Below are 17,971 nucleotides of genomic sequence, written 5' to 3'. Positions count from 1 at the left end.
TCCCGTTCGGGCCTTCAGCGCACGCTGCGCAACCCGCTTACAATGCTTCGATAGTCGGCGCGGCCATCCTGCCGCCTTACCCGCCGAATGGCCGCCCCGCGCTTCCCCACGAATTCATGCCGCTCCGCGCGGCTCGCTTCTCGAGTCACACGATGGATATCGATCAGTACATGACCGACCTGGGCCGTCGCGCCCGGCACGCATCCCGCGCGATGGCGCGCGCCAGCACGGCCGCGAAGAACGCGGCGCTCGACGCCGTGGCCCGCGCGATCGAACGCGACGCGCAGGTGCTGAAGGACGCGAATGCGCGCGACGTCGCCCGCGCCCGTGAAAAGGGGCTCGATGCGGCGTTCGTCGACCGCCTGACGCTGTCGGACAAGGCACTGACGACGATGGTCGAAGGCTTGCGCCAGGTCGCGTCGCTGGCCGATCCGGTGGGCGAAATCGGCAACCTCAAGTTCCGCCCGAGCGGGATCCAGGTCGGCCAGATGCGCGTGCCGCTCGGCGTGATCGGCATCATTTACGAATCGCGCCCGAACGTGACGATCGACGCGGCCGCGCTGTGCCTGAAGTCGGGCAACGCGACGATCCTGCGCGGCGGCTCCGAAGCGCTCGAATCGAACACGGCGCTCGCGAAGCTGATCGGCGAGGGGCTCGAGGCGGCCGGCCTGCCGCAGGACGCGGTGCAGGTCGTCGCAACCGCCGATCGTGCGGCGGTCGGCAAGCTGATCACGATGACCGAATACGTCGACGTGATCGTGCCGCGCGGCGGCAAGAGCCTGATCGAGCGCCTGATCAACGAGGCGCGCGTGCCGATGATCAAGCATCTCGACGGCATCTGTCACGTGTACGTCGACGATCGCGCCGATCTCGGCAAGGCGCTGACCGTCTGCGACAACGCGAAGACGCACCGCTACGGCACCTGCAACACGATGGAGACGCTGCTCGTCGCGAGCGGGATCGCGGCGACGCTGCTGCCGCCGCTCGGCAAGCTGTATCGCGACAAGCAGGTCGAGCTGCGCGTCGATGCGGCCGCGCGCACGGTGCTCGCCGATGCAGGGGTAGGCCCGCTCGTCGATGCCACCGACGAAGACTGGCGTACCGAGTATCTCGCGCCGGTACTCGCGATCAAGGTCGTCGACGGCCTCGACGCCGCGATCGAGCACATCAACCACTACGGCTCGCATCACACCGACGCGATCGTCACCGAGGATCACGACCGCGCGATGCGTTTCCTGCGCGAAGTCGATTCGGCGAGCGTGATGGTCAACGCGTCGACGCGCTTCGCGGACGGCTTTGAATTCGGCCTCGGCGCGGAAATCGGCATCTCGAACGACAAGCTGCACGCACGCGGCCCCGTCGGCCTCGAAGGGCTGACGTCGCTGAAATACGTCGTGCTCGGGCACGGCGAAGGCCGTCAGTAAGCGAGGCGCACAACCGATGGCAATGCTCTGGGTCAAGACCTTCCATATCGTACTGATCGCCGCGTGGTTCGCCGGGCTGTTCTACCTGCCGCGCATCTACGTGAACCTGGCGATGGAAACCGATCCGGCCGCCGTGCGGCGCCTGCTGCTGATGGCGCGCAAGCTGTTCCGCTTCATGACGATGATCGCCGTGCCGGCGCTGGCCTGCGGGTTGTGGCTCTGGCTCGCGATCGGCATCGGGCAGGGGCAGGGCTGGATCCATGCGAAGGTGACGGTCGTGCTGCTGCTCATCGTCTACCACGCGTACTGCGGGCACCTGCTGAAAGTGTTCGAGCGCGGCGAAAACAAGCGCTCGGACAAGTGGTATCGCGTGTTCAACGAGTTGCCGGTGCTCGGCATGCTCGCGGCGGTCGCGCTGGTCGTGATCAAGCCGTTCTGAGCGGCGCGGCGGGCAGGGTGCCTGCCGCCGGTTCATGCGCAACGGCGCCCCTCGGGGCGCCGTTGTCGTTTGCGCGCGGGGTGTGCGATTTGTTCAATCCTTCGTGCCGTCGTCGATCCGGCGGCGCGTGATCGCTTCCTTCGCGCGGCCGACACGCTCCATCAGCGCGGGGCCGCGCGACAGCGCGACGCCCACCGCGAGGATGTCGCCGATCGCGAGATGCGACATCCGCGACGTCATCGGCGAGAACACGTCGGTTTCCTCGGCGACATTCGACGCGAGGCTGACCGTCGCGAGCTTCGCGAGCGGCGAATGGCTCTGCGTGATCGCGACGACTTTCGCGCCGCACGCGAGCGCGGAGCGCGCGGCGTCGACGATGTCGCGCGTGCGCCCGGTGTTCGAGATCGCGACGACGACGTCGTGCGGCCCGAGCAGCGCCGACGACATCGAGAACGTATGCGGGTCGGAATACGCGACGCTCGGCACGCCGAGCCGGAAGAACTTGTGCTGGATGTCCTGCGCGGCGATGCCCGAGCCGCCGGCGCCGTAGAACTCGATGCGCGACGCGTTCGACAGCAGCGCGATCGCTTCGGCGACGCTGCCCGCGGACAGGCTGTTGCGCACCTCGATCAGCGCGCCGATGGTGCGGTCGAACACCTTGCCGATGATGCCGGGCGCCGGTTCGTCGGGCTCGACGTCGCGATACACCGACGACACGCCCGGCGCGACGCTCTGCGCGAGCCGGATCTTGAATTCGCGAAAGCCGCTGCAGCCGAGCGCCTGGCAGAACCGCGCGATCGTCGGCTGGCTGACGCCCGCGCGCGTGGACAACTCGGTCATCGCGAGGTCGAGCACCTCGCGCGGCGCGGCGAGGATGTAGTCGGCGAGCTTGCGCTCGGACGGGCGCAACTCGGTGCGGATCGCTTCAATGCGAGGCAGCATGGGGTGGCAGACAGGAATCGGGTTCGGATGCGCGAGTGTATCGCAATCGAATTGTAGAAAATCTACATAAAAATACTAGCGACATTGTTGCGATGTCGGTGCGACGGCATCGGTGGAAATCAGGGTTTTCACTAGGTATATCCTTGTTTTCAGCGGAAAAAAGGCGTGGGCACGACGCAAGCTGCATTGCATGCTTGTAGTTTTTCTACTAGACTGGCTTCGTTCTGTCGATGCACTTGACCGTCCCCACGATTCCAACCGCCGGTGTCGGCCGGCATACAGGAGCGCCCAGCATGACGTCGCTGCACCCCACTCTGGCAAAGGTCACCGCACGCGTGATCGCCCGCAGTCAATCGACCCGTTCCGCCTATCTGCAGCGCATCGACGGCGCGCAGGGCAAGTTCCCGGCACGCGGCGCGCTGTCGTGCGCGAACCTCGCACACGGCTTCGCGGGCCTCGAAGGCAACGACAAGTTTGCGATCAAGGCGATTCGCGAGCCGAACATCGGCATCGTGTCCTCGTACAACGAGATGCTGTCCGCGCATGCGCCGTACAAGGATTTCCCCGAGATCATCAAGGCCGCCGCGCGCGAGAACGGCGGGGTCGCGCAGTTCGCGGGCGGCGTGCCGGCGATGTGCGACGGCGTCACGCAGGGCAATCCGGGGATGGAGCTGTCGCTGTTCTCGCGCGAGGCGATCGCGATGGGCACGGCGATCGCGCTCACGCACAACATGTTCGACGCGGCGCTCTGCCTCGGCATCTGCGACAAGATCGTGCCGGGCCTCCTGATCGGCGCGCTGCAGTTCGGCCACCTGCCGACGATCTTCGTGCCGGCCGGCCCGATGACGAGCGGCCTGTCGAACGACGACAAGGCGAAGATCCGCCAGCAGTTCGCGACCGGCCAGGTCGGCCGCGACGCACTGCTCGAGGCCGAATCGGCCGCGTATCACGGCCACGGCACCTGCACGTTCTACGGCACCGCGAACAGCAACCAGATGCTGATGGAGCTGATGGGGCTGCACCTGCCGGGTTCGGCATTCGTCCATCCGCACACGCCGCTGCGCACCGCGCTGACGGCCGAGGCCGCGCGCCGCGTGCTCGACCTGACCGTCGAGCGCGGCCGCTACACGCCGATCGGTCATGTGGTCGACGAGAAGGCGATCGTCAACGGGATCGTCGCGCTGCTCGCGACGGGCGGCTCGACCAACCACACGCTGCACCTCGTCGCGATCGCGCGCGCGGCCGGCGTCCTGATCGACTGGAACGACTTCGACGAGCTGTCGGCCGTCGTGCCGCTGCTCGCGAAAATCTACCCGAACGGCAAGGCCGACGTGAACCACTTCCATGCGGCGGGCGGCGTGGCGTTCCTGGTGCGCAACCTGCTCGAAGGCGGGCTGCTGCACGAGGACGTGACGACGGTTGCCGGCCCCGGGCTTTCGCATTACACGAAGGAGCCGAAGCTGATCGACGGCAAGCTGACGTGGGTCGACGGCGCGGCCGAGAGCCACGATCCGAAGGTGCTGCGCGGCATCGGCGACCCGTTCCAGCCGGACGGCGGCCTGCGCCTGATGCAGGGCCGGCTCGGCCGCGGCGTGATCAAGATTTCGGCGGTCGCGCCCGAGCACCGCAAGGTGACGGCGCCCGCGATCGTGTTCGATTCGCAGGAGGCGGTACAGGAAGCGTTCGATCGCGGCGAGCTGAAGCGCGATTTCGTCGCGGTGGTGCGCTTCCAGGGCGCCCGCGCGAACGGGATGCCCGAGCTGCATCGTTTGACGCCGTTGCTCGGCGTGCTGCAGGATCAGGGCTTCCACGTCGCGCTGGTGACCGACGGCCGCATGTCGGGCGCGTCGGGCAAGGTGCCCGCCGTGATCCACGTGTCGCCGGAAGCGCTGCTGGCCGGCCCGCTCGGCAAGGTGAAGACGGGCGATACACTCGTGATCGACGCGGAAGCCGGTGTACTCGACATCACGGTCGACGAGGCCGAGTGGCAAGCGCGCCCGGTCGCGCAGCCGCTGCATCAGGCCGACAACGAGGTCGGCTTCGGGCGCGAACTGTTCGGCGTGTTCCGCTCGGCCGCCGCGCCGGCCGAGCAGGGCGCATCGGTGTTCGGGGCGCTGGTCGGCGAAACGGCCGCCCACGCCAACGCATGAATTTCAAGGTTCAAGGAGCAAATCTGATGAAGACGATTGGTGAAATCGTGAAGCTGGGCCCGGTCATCCCGGTGCTCGCATTCGACTCGGTCGAGCAGGGCGAACACGTGTCGCGCGCGTTGCACGCGGGCGGCGTGAAGGTGCTCGAGATCACGCTGCGCACCCCGGCCGGCCTGGAAGCGATCCAGCGCGCGAGCCAGCTCGCGGACGACATCGTCGTCGGCGTCGGCACGATCACGAAGCCGGAGCATTGTGCGCAGGCGAAGCGCGCGGGCGCGAAGTTCGGCGTGTCGCCGGGCCTCACGAAGGACCTGCACCTCGCGTCGCTCGACGCGGACCTGCCGCTGCTGCCGGGCGTGATGACGCCGAGCGACATCATCCAGGCACTCGAATTCGGCTACGAGATCGTGAAGTTCTTCCCGGCGCAGCAGGCGGGCGGCGTGCCGATGCTGCAGGCGTTCCACGGCCCGTTCCCGGCGCTGAAGTTCTGCCCGACCGGCGGCATCACCGTCGAAACGGCGCCGAACTTCCTGAAGCTGCCGAACGTCGTGTGCGTCGGCGGCTCGTGGCTCACGCCGAAGGCGGCGCTCGCCGCGCAGGACTGGGCCGAAGTCACGCGCCTCGCGCAAGCCGCGAGCCAGCTTCCCCGCTAAGACTTGCATCCCCTGCTGGTCCGACCCTCGGAGACAGGCGCTTAGTGCTTGTTTTACCGAGGGTTTTTGCTGATGGAACCGGTTCTATCCGTCGGCCGTAAAGATAAGTAAAATTCAGCGTCCTGACGGGGTGGGTACCCCCCGTGTTTCGGAGACCTGCACAGCCGGGCATACTCGCAACTGCTCGCCCGGTTCGAACAATTCTAGGAGGAGTGCCACATGGGGGCTGTCCAAGGCAGCATGCTGCTCGTATTCACGCTGATCGCGATCGCCGCGCTGATCCTGATGATCGCGCGCTACAAGATCTACCCGTTCCTGGTGCTGATCATCGTTTCGCTCGGCCTCGGCCTGGTCGTCGGCATGCCGATGGACAAGATCGTCAAGTCGTTCGAGGCGGGCACCGGCGGCACACTGGGTCACATTGCGATCGTCGTCGGCCTCGGCACGATGCTCGGCAAGATGATGGCCGAATCGGGCGGCGCCGAACGGATCGCGACCACGCTGATCGACTGGTTCGGTGAAAAGAACATCCACTGGGCGATGATGTTCGTCGCGATCATCGTCGGCCTGCCGGTGTTCTTCGAAGTCGGCTTCGTGCTGCTGATCCCCATCGCGTTCAACGTCGCGAAGCGCACCGGCAAGTCGCTGCTCGTCGTCGGCCTGCCGATGGTGGCCGGCCTGTCCGTCGTGCACGGCCTGATCCCGCCGCACCCGGCCGCGCTGCTGGCCGTCCAGCAATACGGCGCCGACATCGGCAAGACGATCGCGTTCGGCCTGATCGTCGGCGTGCCGACCGCGATCATCGCGGGCCCGCTGTTCGCGCTGACGATCTCGAAGTTCGTGAAGCTGCCGGAGAACAACCCGCTCGCCGCGCAGTTCGTCGATTCACGCACGGATGGCGGCAAGCGCGAGCTGCCGAGCTTCGGCATCACGCTGTTCACGATCCTGCTGCCCGTCGTACTGATGCTCATCGGCAGCTGGGCCGACCTGCTGTTCACGCCGAAATCGCTGCCGAACAGCCTGCTGCGCTTCGCCGGCAACTCGGACGTCGCGCTGCTGATCGCCGTGCTCGTGAGCTTCTTCACGTTCGGCAAGCTGCAGGGCTTCAACCGTGACCAGATCCAGAAGTTCTGCGGCGAGTGCCTGGCGCCGATCGCCGGCATCACGCTGATCGTCGGCGCGGGCGGCGGCTTCGGCGGCGTCCTGCGTGACAGCGGGATCTCGCAGCAGATCGTCGAGACCGCGAAGCACGCGCACCTGTCGCCGCTGCTGCTCGGCTGGTTCGTCGCGGCGCTGATGCGTCTCGCTACGGGTTCGGCGACGGTCGCGATGACGACGGCCTGCGGCATCGTCGCGCCGATCGCGGCGGCGGCCGGCACGACGGTCAGCCCGGAGCTGCTGGTGCTCGCCACGGGCTCGGGCTCGCTGATCTTCTCGCACGTGAACGACGGCGGCTTCTGGCTGATCAAGGAATACTTCGGGATGACGGTCGGTCAGACGTTCAAGACCTGGTCGTTGCTCGAAACGATCATCTCGGTGCTCGGCCTCGGCTTTACACTGCTGCTGAGCGTGGTTCTGTAACAAGGGGTAGTCAATGATTCTGATCGCAATGGGCGTGTCGGGCGCGGGCAAGTCGCGAATCGGCGAAATGCTGGCGGAACGCCTGTCGTGCAGCTATACGGACGGCGACGCGTTTCACAGCGCCGCGAACAAGGAAAAGATGCACAACGGCATTCCGTTGACCGACGACGATCGCTGGCCGTGGCTGCGCACGATCCGCGCGGCCATCGAGGAAAAGCAGCGCGCGGGCGAGACGGCCGTGTTCACCTGTTCGTCGCTGAAGCGCTCGTACCGCGACGTGCTGCGCGGCACCGACGCCGACGTGCGGTTCGTGTATCTGAAGGGTTCGTTCGAGGTGTTGCACGAGCGCCTGAAGAGCCGTACCGGCCATTTCTTCGATCCGTCGCTGCTGAAGAGCCAGCTCGACACGCTCGAGGAGCCGGGCCCGGACGAAGCGATCGAGGTCAGCATCGAGCTGACGCCCGAACAGATCGTCGATCAGGTCATGCTGAAGATCGGCTTCGCGCAGCAGCACTGAGCGCGGTTCGCGGCAATCGTCATGCAGAAGGCGCCCCTCGGGGCGCCTTTTTCGTTGGCGGCCGGCCCGCTGCTCAGCAGGCCGCGTGCGCGCGCTGCGCGATGCCGTCGAGCAGCACGTCGAGCATCGTGTCGTGCACGGCCGCCGGATCGAGCTGCGCATAGAGCGGGGCGGCCGCCTTGACGAGCGGATGCGCGGCGTCCGACAGCGCTTCCATTTCCGCGAGCTCGACGTCGTTCGCGGCGCGCGTGAGGCCGCCGGCTTCGGCCGCGGCAAGCCCGATCACGCTCGCATACCAGCCGACGCACACCGACGGCAGCGCCGCGCCCGGAATGCCGGCGTCGGCCAGTGCGCGATGCACGGCCTCGATGTGCGCGAGATCGGCAGGCCCGGTACTCATGTGCCGCTGCAGGAGTGCGAACGCGGCCGGGTAGCGCAGCGCGAGCGTGCGGTACTGGCGCGCGAGGTCGCGCAGCCGCTCGCGCCACGGCAGTGTAGCGTCGACCGGCACGAGCGAGCGCGACAGCGCGTTCGCGATCGCGCGGCTCAGGCCGTCCTTCGACTTGAAGTGGTACAGCACGCTCATCGGGTCGCAGCCGACCGATTGCGCGAGCTTGCGCACGCTGAACGCGGCTTCGCCGACGTCTTCGAGCAGCGCGAGCGCGGCCGCGACGATTGCATCCTTGTCGAGGCCGCGCGGGCCCTGGGCGGGTTTGTCTTTCATCGATACGGGCTGGCGTGCCGGTGCGGCACCGGCTGTAAACTTGACGAAAGCTGATTCTACACTGTAGAATTATTTCTGCGGTGTAGAAATTGGGTGTCCCGGCACCTTTCAATACGTGCTTTCGCACAGTCCGGGATCCAGGCGGCACGAGCGTGCCCGCCGTCAACACGGGCCATCGCGCCCCTTTTCTCGTTGACACCCATGTGGAACCGGCTGCCCCACCCGCGAAGCCAGAAGGCTCTTCGACAGGCGGCCTGGGGCCTGCTCACGCCAATAACGGGCTTGCGCTGGCTACCAGACGGGCCGAGCGCAAGGATTGCGACGAAGCGAATACCCGACGTATTCGCAAGGAGCATGACGCAGCGATCGGCCCTTCCGGTGGCCAGCCCCACGAATGCTGTTTCGAACAGGGGAACGTGCGTTGCCGGCCGTATTGCGGCGTCGATCGTTGCTTGTCCGGCTCGGCCAAACGGTGCTCGTCACTCCTTGCACTCCGGCCGGCAACGCACGTTCGCAAGCCCGTTATTGGCGTGAGCAGGCCCCACCATGCAAGTGCAATCATGACTATCAATAATCAACCCCTGATCCAGGGCGAATCGCGTTTCGAACAAACGCAACTGAACATCGAAAAAGACAACTGGAACTGGTGCGATCCGTCCCGCTACGACGGCGAGCGCCCGGCCAACTGGTACGAAGCGTCGCTGTCGCCGCATGCGAACAGCGCGCCGCTCGCACACGACGCAGTATGCGACGTGCTCGTGATCGGTGCGGGCCTGCTCGGCGCATCGGCCGCACTGCACCTCGCGGAAGCGGGCGTCGACACGATCCTCGTCGACAAGCATCACGTCGGCTCGGCCGCTTCGGGCCGCAACGGCGGGCAGCTCACGCCCGGCCTCGCGCGCTGGGAAGCCGCCGACATGATCGACCACCTGTCGCACGACGATGCGAAGCGGCTGTGGCGTTTCGCATCGACCGAATCGATGGACCTGATCGACGCGATCGGCGCGCGTTACGCGCTCGATCTCGACCGCAAGCGCGGCCACGTCACGGCGGCCGTCCACCTGGGCCACATGAGCGCGCTGCTCGACGGCGCGGATGCGCGCCGCCATCTCGGCGACGCGGGCGTGACGCTCGTCGGCCGCCATCAGCTGCACGACGAATACGTGCGCTCGGGGCTGTACCACGGCGCGGCGGTCGACGCGATCGGCGGCCAGATCCATCCGCTCGCGCTCGTGCGCGGCCTGGTGCACGGGTTCCGGCTCAACGGCGGCGCGCTGTTCGAGGGCACCGAGGTGCTCGAGCTCGACGAGACGCCGATGGGCGTCGTCGCGACGACGCCGGGCGGCACGATCACCGCGCGCCGCGGCGTCGTGCTGGCGCTGCACAACACGACGTTCCGGCTGCTCGACGACGGTGCGACGACGACCGTGCCGTTCTTCACGTACGTGAGCGTGACGAAGCCGCTCGACGTCGATGTCGCGACGTTGCTGCCGGCCGGCATGCCCGTGTACGACACGCAGTTCCAGATCGACTACTACCGTCCGGTGCGCGGCAACCGCGTGCTGTTTGGCGGGCAGGGCACCGGCACCTGCTGGGCGCAGCCGGACGTCAACGCGTATCTGCTGACGCGGCTGAACACGGTGTTTCCGCAACACGACGGCGGCTTCGCGCTCGACTACTGCTGGAGCGGCGTCAGCGACTTCACGCTGAACGGCGCGACCGACAGCCGCAAGACCGACGGCCGGGTGCCGATGTACATGGTGCAGGGCTGGAGCGGCCATGGCGTGGCGCAGACGGTGCGGATCGGCAAGGCGATCTGCGACGATTTCGTCGGCCGCAACGACGATTTCTCGATGCTGACCGGCATCGATCACCGCGCGATTCCGCTCGGCCGGCAGTTGTCGCCGATCGCGATTCCCGCGGCGAAGGCGGCGATGAGCGTGATGAGCGCGCTCAATCCGGGCCGGATGATTTCGTTCTGAGGCGCGGGAAAGCAAAAAAGCCCGATGCGATTGCTCGCATCGGGCTTTTTTCGTCAGGCGGCGCTGGCGCTTACGCGATCCGCTTCGCCAGTTCGACGGCCTTGCCGATGTACGACGCGGGCGTCATCGCGAGCAGGCGATCCTTCGCCTCCTGCGGGATCGCGAGCGTGCCGACGAATTCCTGCAACGCCTCGCGCGTGATGCCCTTGCCGCGCGTCAGTTCCTTCAGCTGCTCGTACGGGTTCTCGATGCCGTAGCGGCGCATCACCGTCTGCACCGGCTCGGCGAGCACTTCCCAGCAGTTGTCGAGGTCTTCGTTCAGGCGCTGCGGGTTCACTTCGAGCTTGTCGAGGCCGCGGATCAGCGAGTCGTACGCGAGCAGCGAGTAGCCGAGCGCGACGCCCATGTTGCGCAGCACCGTCGAGTCGGTCAGGTCGCGCTGCCAGCGCGACACCGGCAGCTTGTCGGCGAGGTGGCGCAGCGTCGCGTTCGCGAGGCCGAGGTTGCCTTCCGAGTTCTCGAAGTCGATCGGGTTGACCTTGTGCGGCATCGTCGACGAGCCGATCTCGCCGGCCTTCGTCTTCTGCTTGAAGTAGCCGACCGAGATGTAGCCCCACACGTCGCGGTCGAGGTCGAGCAGGATCGTGTTCGCGCGCGCGACGGCGTCGAACAGTTCGGCCATGTAGTCGTGCGGCTCGATCTGGATCGTGTACGGGTTGAACGCGAGCTTCAGGCGGTTCTCGATCACGTCGCGCGAGAACGCTTCCCAGTCGAATTCCGGATAGGCCGACAGGTGCGCGTTGAAGTTGCCGACCGCGCCGTTCATCTTGCCGAGGATCTCGACCTTCTCGATGCGCACGATCGCGCGGTCGAGGCGCGCGGCGACGTTCGCGAGTTCCTTGCCGAGCGTCGTCGGGCTGGCCGGCTGGCCGTGCGTGCGCGACAGCATCGGCTGGTCGGCGAGCGCGTGCGCGAGCGCGACGAGGCGCTGATGGACCGTGCGCAGCGCCGGCACGATCACGTGCGCGCGCGCGCCGGCGAGCATCATGCCGTGCGACGTGTTGTTGATGTCCTCGGACGTGCACGCGAAGTGGATGAATTCGCTTGCCTTCTCGAGTTCTTCCTGGCCCTTCACCGATTCCTTCAGCCAGTATTCGACGGCCTTCACGTCGTGGTTCGTCACGCGCTCGATTTCCTTGATGCGGGCGGCGTCGTGCGCGGTGAAGCGCTCGGCGAGCTGCAGCAGGAACTGTTCGGACGCATCGGAGAAGCGCGGGACTTCCGCGAAGCCGGCGCGCGACAGCGCAATCAGCCAGTGCACCTCGACGGTGACGCGGTGGCGCATGAAGGCGGCTTCGGAGAGCCAGTCGCGCAGCGCTTCGGTCTTGCTGGCGTAGCGGCCGTCGATGGGCGAGAGCGCGGTGAGGGCGAAAAGCGTATCGGGACGAGTGTCGGACATGATCGGGCGGGCCTTGGGGCCGGGTCGAGCGAGGGGAGGAGAATCCGGCATTTTACCATCGGCGCGCGACGACCCCGGGCGCGGGCGGGTAGCGGGCGCCGCCGCGCGCCGACGCCGCGCGGGCGCGGGTTCGCAGCGGGCCTGCGCGCCGCCGGGCGGGCCCGCCCGCCGGTAGAATGCAGGCTTCTTCCCGACCGCCGCCCGCCGCGCCCGCCCGCATGGAACTGAAATGGCTCGAAGACTTCGTTTCGCTCGCGGAAACGCGCAGCTTTAGCCGGTCCGCCGAATTGCGGCACGTGTCGCAGCCGGCGTTTTCGCGGCGCATCCAGGCGCTCGAGGCGTGGCTCGCGACCGAACTGATCGATCGTTCGGTTTATCCGACCCGGCTCACGCAGGCCGGGCAGATTTTCTACGAGCAGGCGCTGACGATGCTGTCGCAGGCGCACGAGGCGCGCACGCTGCTGCGCGGCCACGCGGGCGCGCCGGTGCCGACGATCGAGTTCGCGGTGCCGCACACGCTGTCGCTCACGTATTTCCCGCGCTGGCTGCAGCGGATCGAGGCGAAGATGGGCCAGGTCCACACGCGGCTGCGCGCGCTGAACGTGCACGACGCAGTGCTGTCGCTCGTCGAGGGCGGCTGCGATCTCGTGATGGGCTACCACCACCCGAGCCATCCGGTCGCGCTCGATCCGGCGCGCTACGACATGCTTACCCTCGGCAGCGAGCCGATCAGCCCGTTCTCGGCGCCCGGCCGCGCGGGGCGGCCGCGCTATACGCTGCCCGGCGCGGCCGACGCGCGCGTGCCGTACCTGTCGTATACGCCGAACGCCTATCTCGGCCGGATGACGGAAGTCATCGTCGCGAACGCGCCGACCCGGCTGTTCCTCGATCGCGTCTACGAAACCGACATGGCCGAAGGGCTGAAGGCGATGGCGCTCGCGGGCCACGGCATCGCCTTCCTGCCGCACAGCGCGGTCGAGGATGCGGTCGCGGGCGGCCGCCTGATCCGGCTCGACCGATCGGCGCGCGGCGGCGCGCATCCGTTCACGCTGACGATGGAGATCCGGCTGTACTGCGACAAGCTCACGCTGCAAGGCGACGAGCCGCGTCAGAAGCTCGTGCGCGCGCTGTGGGACGTCGTGCGCGACGAGCTGCGCGAAACCGCCGGTTAACCGCCGGCGGCTCGCCGGCGCAAGATCGCGCCCGGCCGGCTGTCGGCGAGCTTGCGGCGCCTGTCCGGCGGCCGGCCCGCGCCCCCGCTCGACGATTTTTCACGCACGCGATGCACGACCGATCGCGTGCGTTCTTGCGCAAATCGACTGCAGATTTGCGAAAAATCGCGATCATGCAAGAAACGCATAATCGAATAAGCAAACGGCATTGGATAAAAAAAACGGGTTTTTCGACAATGTGCGCACCTGTTGACCGTTGGAGCATCCATGTCTTCGCAATTGCAGTCCATCCCGTCCTACCTGCACGCCGACGATCTCGGCCCGTGGGGCAACTACCTTCAGCAAGTCGATCGCGTCGCGCCGTACCTCGGTTCGCTGTCGCGCTGGCTCGAAACGCTGAAGCGCCCGAAGCGCATCCTGGTCGTCGACGTGCCGATCGAGCTCGACAACGGCACCGTCGCGCACTTCGAAGGCTATCGCGTGCAGCACAACGTGTCGCGCGGCCCGGGCAAGGGCGGCGTGCGCTACCACCAGGACGTGACGCTGTCGGAAGTGATGGCGCTGTCCGCATGGATGTCGGTCAAGAACGCAGCAGTGAACGTGCCGTACGGCGGCGCGAAGGGCGGTATCCGCGTCGACCCGCGCAAGCTGTCGCGCGGTGAGCTCGAGCGCGTGACGCGCCGCTACACCAGCGAAATCGGCATCATCATCGGCCCGAACACCGACATTCCGGCGCCGGACGTCAACACCAACGAACAGGTGATGGCGTGGATGATGGACACCTACTCGATGAACCAGGGCCAGACGTCCACCGGCGTCGTGACCGGCAAGCCGATCGCGCTCGGCGGTTCGCTCGGCCGCAAGGAAGCAACGGGCCGCGGCGTGTTCGTCGTCGGTTCGGAAGCGGCAAAGAAGAAGGGCCTCGAAATCGCGGGCGCACGCATCGCGGTGCAGGGCTTCGGCAACGTCGGCGGCATCGCGGCGAAGCTGTTCCAGGAAGCGGGCGCGAAGGTGATCGCGGTGCAGGATCACACGGGCACGATCTACCAGCCGGCCGGCCTCGATTCGAACAAGCTGCTCGACCACGTTGCTCGCACGGGCGGCGTCGCGGGCTTCGAAGGTTCTGAGCCGATGCCGAACGACGAGTTCTGGACGGTCGAAACCGACATCCTGATCCCGGCGGCGCTGGAAAACCAGATCACCGAGAAGAACGCGGCGAAGATCCGCACGAAGATCATCGTCGAAGGCGCGAACGGCCCGACGACGACGGCGGCGGACGACATCCTGACCGCGAACGGCGTGCTCGTGATCCCCGACGTGATCGCGAACGCGGGCGGCGTGACCGTGTCGTACTTCGAATGGGTGCAGGATTTCTCGAGCTTCTTCTGGACGGAAGACGAGATCAACCACCGTCTCGAGCGCGTGATGCGCGAAGCGTTCTCCGGCGTGTGGGCAGTCGCGGAAGAGCACAAGGTGTCGGTGCGCACGGCGGCGTTCATCGTTGCGTGCAAGCGCATCCTGATGGCGCGCGAAATGCGCGGCCTCTATCCCTGATCGTCGACTATGATCAATTCATGACGCAATCCACCCGATTGCGGATATGAACCTTCGCGGGCGGTGCCGGATCCGGCACCGCCCGCGCGCGCATTCGGGGCGCGCGCAGCCGGGAGGAAGGCTGCGCACCGGACGCTTCGGCGTGCGGTAAACAACCAGTACTTTCAAAAATATTACTTTGATACACTGGCGCGGGTTTTAGCCAAGGAGATGACCAAAATGAAATACCACAAGGCAGTCCTGATGGTCGCGGCGCTCTGCGCGTTCGCAAGCGGCGCGCATGCTCAGGAGACGGGCACGCTGAAGAAGATCAAGGACACGGGCGTGATCGCACTGGGACACCGCGAGTCGTCGATCCCGTTCTCCTACTATGACGAAAAGCAGCAGGTGGTCGGCTATTCGCGCGAATTCCAGATGAAGGTGGTCGACGCGGTGAAGAAGAAGCTGAACCTGCCGAACCTGCAGACGAAGAACATCCCGGTCACGTCGCAGAACCGCATTCCGCTGGTGCAGAACGGCACGGTCGACATCGAGTGCGGCTCGACGACCAACAACGCCGAACGCCAGCAGCAGGCCGCATTCTCCGACACGATCTTCGTGATCGGCACCCGCCTGATGACGAAGAACGATTCGGGCATCAAGGATTTCGCGGATCTCAAGGGCAAGACGGTCGTGACCACCGCCGGCACGACGTCGGAGCGCCTGCTGCGCAAGATGAACAACGACAAGCAGATGGGCATGAACATCATCAGCGCGAAGGATCACGGCGATTCGTTCAATACGCTCGAATCGGGCCGCGCGGTCGCGTTCATGATGGACGACGCGCTGCTCGCGGGCGAGCGTGCGAAGGCGAAGAAGCCGGGCGACTGGGTGATCGTCGGTACGCCGCAATCGGAAGAAGCGTACGGCTGCATGATGCGCAAGGGCGACGCCGACTTCAAGAAGGTCGTCGACGACGCGATCTCGCAAGTCGAGAAGTCGGGCGAAGCCGCGAAGATCTATGCGAAGTGGTTCGAGAACCCGATTCCGCCGAAGGGGCTGAACCTGAACTTCCCGCTGTCCGATTCGATGAAGAAGCTGTACGCGAACCCGAACGACAAGGCGCTCGACTGACCGCACGGACGTTGATGCAGAAATGACGCTAATGAGACGGAAGAGGCCACGCTTCTTCCGTTTCTTTTTGCTGGAGTCTTGCCCATGTCTTACCACTGGAACTGGGGCATTTTCCTGAGCCCCGTGTCGACCGGCGAGCCGACGACTTATTTCGGATGGCTGATGTCCGGCTTCTGGGTGACGATCGAGGTGTCGCTCGTCGCCTGGGTCATCGCGCTGATCGTCGGTTCGCTGTTCGGCGTGCTGCGCACCGTGCCGAACAAATGGCTGTCCGCGATCGGCACGCTGTATGTGTCGATCTTCCGGAACATTCCGCTGATCGTGCAGTTCTTCGTCTGGTATCTCGTGATACCCGAACTGCTGCCCGCGTCGATCGGCACCTGGATCAAGCAGCTGCCGCCGACCACGCAGTTCTTCACCGCGTCGATCGTCTGTCTCGGCCTGTTCACCGGCGCGCGCGTGTGCGAACAGGTGCGCTCGGGGATCAACGCGCTGCCGAAGGGCCAGCGCGCGGCCGGCCTCGCGATGGGCTTCACGCAGTGGCAGACCTATCGCTACGTGCTGCTGCCCGTCGCGTACCGGATCATCGTGCCGCCGCTCACGTCGGAATTCCTGAACATCTTCAAGAACTCCGCCGTCGCGTCCACGATCGGCCTGCTCGACCTGTCCGCGCAGGCGCGCCAGCTCGTCGACTACACCGCGCAGACCTACGAGTCGTTCATCGCGGTCACGCTCGCGTACGTGATCATCAACCTCGTCGTGATGGCGTTCATGCGCTGGATCGAAGGCCGTACGCGGCTGCCCGGCTATATCGGAGGCAAGTGATGCATCAGTTCGACTGGAGTAGTATTCCCGGCGCGCTGCCGACGCTGTGGACGGGGGCGGTCGTCACGTTCCAGATCACGCTGATCGCGATCGTGGTCGGGATCGTCTGGGGCACGCTGCTGGCGCTGATGCGGCTGTCGGGCGTCAAGCCGCTCGCGTGGTTCGCGCAGGGCTACGTGACGGTGTTCCGCTCGATCCCGCTCGTGATGGTGCTGCTGTGGTTCTTCCTGATCGTGCCGCAGTTGCTGCAGGGCGTGCTCGGGCTGTCGCCGACGATCGACATTCGCCTCGCATCGGCGATGGTCGCGTTCTCGCTGTTCGAAGCCGCGTATTATTCGGAGATCATCCGCGCCGGCATCCAGGCGGTGCCGCGCGGGCAGGTGAACGCCGCGTTCGCGCTCGGCATGAATTACGCGCAGGCGATGCGCCTCGTGATCCTGCCGCAGGCGTTCCGCGCCATGGTACCGCTGCTGCTCACGCAAGCGATCGTCCTGTTCCAGGATACGTCGCTCGTGTACGTGATCAGTCTCGCGGATTTCTTCCGCACGGCTGCCAACATCGGCGATCGCGACGGCACGACCGTCGAGATGGTCCTGTTCGCCGGCGCATGCTATTTCGTGATTTGCTCGTTGGCGTCTGTGCTCGTCAAGGGTCTCCAGAAAAAGGTCACAAGATGATTTCCATCAAGAACGTTTCGAAGTGGTACGGCCAGTTTCAGGTCCTTACCGAGTGCACGACCGAGGTCAAGAAGGGCGAAGTGGTCGTCGTGTGCGGCCCGTCGGGCTCGGGCAAATCGACGCTGATCAAGACCGTGAACGGCCTCGAGCCGTTCCAGCAGGGCGAGATCCTCGTGAACGGCCAGTCGGTCGGTGACCGGAAGACGAACCTGTCGAAGCTGCGCTCGAAGGTCGGGATGGTGTTCCAGCATTTCGAGCTGTTCCCGCACCTGTCGATCACCGAGAACCTGACGCTCGCGCAGATCAAGGTGCTCGGCCGCGGCAAGGACGAGGCGAACGAGAAGGGCCTGAAGCTGCTCGATCGCGTCGGCCTGAAGGCGCATGCGCACAAGTTCCCCGGCCAGTTGTCGGGCGGCCAGCAGCAGCGTGTCGCGATCGCGCGCGCGCTGTCGATGGACCCGATCGCGATGCTGTTCGACGAGCCGACGTCCGCGCTCGACCCCGAGATGATCAACGAAGTGCTCGACGTGATGGTCGAACTCGCGCAGGAAGGGATGACGATGATGGTCGTCACGCACGAGATGGGCTTCGCGAAGAAGGTGGCCCATCGCGTGATCTTCATGGACAAGGGCGCGATCGTCGAGGACGACCGCAAGGACGATTTCTTCTCGAATCCGAAATCGGAACGCGCGAAGGATTTCCTCGCGAAGATCCTGCACTGAGCGTTCGCGCATCGCGCGCGCCCGAACGAAAACCGCC

The 17,971-nt window shown here is 66.0% G+C and carries 16 protein-coding genes; 13 read left to right on the top strand and 3 right to left on the bottom strand.

Features of this window, described 5'->3' with window-relative positions; genetic code table 11:
- The first annotated feature begins 152 nt into the window (after positions 1-152).
- Entirely contained in the window at positions 153-1,424 is a 1,272-nt protein-coding gene (locus GQ56_RS0111880; protein WP_031398864.1) for a glutamate-5-semialdehyde dehydrogenase, read from the top strand.
- Positions 1,425-1,440: 16 nt separating this feature from the next.
- Positions 1,441-1,863 carry a CopD family protein gene (locus tag GQ56_RS0111875; protein WP_031398863.1) on the top strand — a complete coding sequence of 141 codons (423 nt, stop codon included), beginning with the start codon at positions 1,441-1,443 and terminating at the stop codon, positions 1,861-1,863.
- Between the two features lie 93 nt (positions 1,864-1,956).
- Here GQ56_RS0111875 and GQ56_RS0111870 read toward each other — a convergent pair whose 3' ends face one another.
- Positions 1,957-2,805, bottom strand: a complete 849-nt coding sequence (locus tag GQ56_RS0111870; RefSeq protein ID WP_031398862.1) for a MurR/RpiR family transcriptional regulator — start codon at positions 2,803-2,805, stop codon at positions 1,957-1,959.
- Between the two features lie 293 nt (positions 2,806-3,098).
- Between GQ56_RS0111870 and edd the strand changes: the two genes are divergently transcribed.
- The 4 genes from edd (at position 3,099) to GQ56_RS0111850 (ending at position 7,706) form a co-directional block, all read left to right on the top strand.
- Positions 3,099-4,955, top strand: a complete 1,857-nt coding sequence (gene edd, locus GQ56_RS0111865; RefSeq protein WP_031398861.1) for a phosphogluconate dehydratase — start codon at positions 3,099-3,101, stop codon at positions 4,953-4,955.
- A gap of 26 nt (positions 4,956-4,981) precedes the next feature.
- Entirely contained in the window at positions 4,982-5,608 is a 627-nt protein-coding gene (gene eda, locus GQ56_RS0111860; RefSeq protein ID WP_031398860.1) for a bifunctional 4-hydroxy-2-oxoglutarate aldolase/2-dehydro-3-deoxy-phosphogluconate aldolase, read from the top strand.
- Positions 5,609-5,827: 219 nt separating this feature from the next.
- A complete protein-coding gene (locus GQ56_RS0111855) occupies positions 5,828-7,189 on the top strand; it encodes a GntP family permease (RefSeq protein WP_031398859.1) in 1,362 nt (453 codons plus the stop codon).
- Positions 7,190-7,202: 13 nt separating this feature from the next.
- Positions 7,203-7,706 (top strand): gluconokinase, encoded by a 504-nt coding sequence (locus GQ56_RS0111850; protein WP_031398858.1) that lies wholly within the window; start codon positions 7,203-7,205, stop codon positions 7,704-7,706.
- Positions 7,707-7,779: 73 nt separating this feature from the next.
- Here GQ56_RS0111850 and GQ56_RS0111845 read toward each other — a convergent pair whose 3' ends face one another.
- On the bottom strand, positions 7,780-8,430 hold the full coding sequence (locus GQ56_RS0111845) for a TetR/AcrR family transcriptional regulator (RefSeq protein ID WP_031398857.1): 651 nt from the start codon (positions 8,428-8,430) through the stop codon (positions 7,780-7,782).
- 560 nt (positions 8,431-8,990) lie between these two features.
- Between GQ56_RS0111845 and GQ56_RS0111840 the strand changes: the two genes are divergently transcribed.
- Entirely contained in the window at positions 8,991-10,412 is a 1,422-nt protein-coding gene (locus tag GQ56_RS0111840; RefSeq protein ID WP_031398856.1) for an NAD(P)/FAD-dependent oxidoreductase, read from the top strand.
- Between the two features lie 70 nt (positions 10,413-10,482).
- Here GQ56_RS0111840 and purB read toward each other — a convergent pair whose 3' ends face one another.
- Positions 10,483-11,871: an adenylosuccinate lyase gene (gene purB, locus GQ56_RS0111835; protein ID WP_031398855.1), complete on the bottom strand. Its 1,389-nt coding sequence runs from the start codon at positions 11,869-11,871 to the stop codon at positions 10,483-10,485.
- A 218-nt stretch (positions 11,872-12,089) separates the two neighbouring features.
- Here purB and GQ56_RS0111830 point away from each other — a divergent pair, with 218 nt between their 5' ends.
- From GQ56_RS0111830 to GQ56_RS0111800, 6 genes are all read left to right on the top strand, one after another.
- A complete protein-coding gene (locus GQ56_RS0111830) occupies positions 12,090-13,043 on the top strand; it encodes a LysR substrate-binding domain-containing protein (protein WP_031398854.1) in 954 nt (317 codons plus the stop codon).
- Between the two features lie 267 nt (positions 13,044-13,310).
- Positions 13,311-14,597 (top strand): Glu/Leu/Phe/Val family dehydrogenase, encoded by a 1,287-nt coding sequence (locus GQ56_RS0111820; protein WP_031398852.1) that lies wholly within the window; start codon positions 13,311-13,313, stop codon positions 14,595-14,597.
- Positions 14,598-14,816: 219 nt separating this feature from the next.
- Positions 14,817-15,710 carry a glutamate/aspartate ABC transporter substrate-binding protein gene (locus GQ56_RS0111815; RefSeq protein ID WP_031398851.1) on the top strand — a complete coding sequence of 298 codons (894 nt, stop codon included), beginning with the start codon at positions 14,817-14,819 and terminating at the stop codon, positions 15,708-15,710.
- Positions 15,711-15,794: 84 nt separating this feature from the next.
- Complete coding sequence (locus GQ56_RS0111810; protein WP_031398850.1) at positions 15,795-16,535, top strand: amino acid ABC transporter permease; 741 nt, start codon at positions 15,795-15,797, stop codon at positions 16,533-16,535.
- The gene (gene gltK, locus GQ56_RS0111805) at positions 16,535-17,212 is read left to right on the top strand and encodes a glutamate/aspartate ABC transporter permease GltK (RefSeq protein WP_031398849.1); all 678 of its coding nucleotides are present in this window, start codon (positions 16,535-16,537) and stop codon (positions 17,210-17,212) included. The genes GQ56_RS0111810 and gltK overlap by 1 nt, the downstream gene beginning before the upstream one ends.
- Entirely contained in the window at positions 17,209-17,934 is a 726-nt protein-coding gene (locus GQ56_RS0111800) for an amino acid ABC transporter ATP-binding protein (protein WP_031398848.1), read from the top strand. Before gltK ends, GQ56_RS0111800 begins: the two co-directional genes overlap by 4 nt.
- Positions 17,935-17,971: the final 37 nt, after the last annotated feature.

It is taken from the genome of Burkholderia paludis (assembly GCF_000732615.1).
Lineage (GTDB): Bacteria > Pseudomonadota > Gammaproteobacteria > Burkholderiales > Burkholderiaceae > Burkholderia > Burkholderia paludis.
Note: the sequence above shows the minus strand (reverse complement) of the source record. Positions and strands in the feature narration are given on the sequence as shown.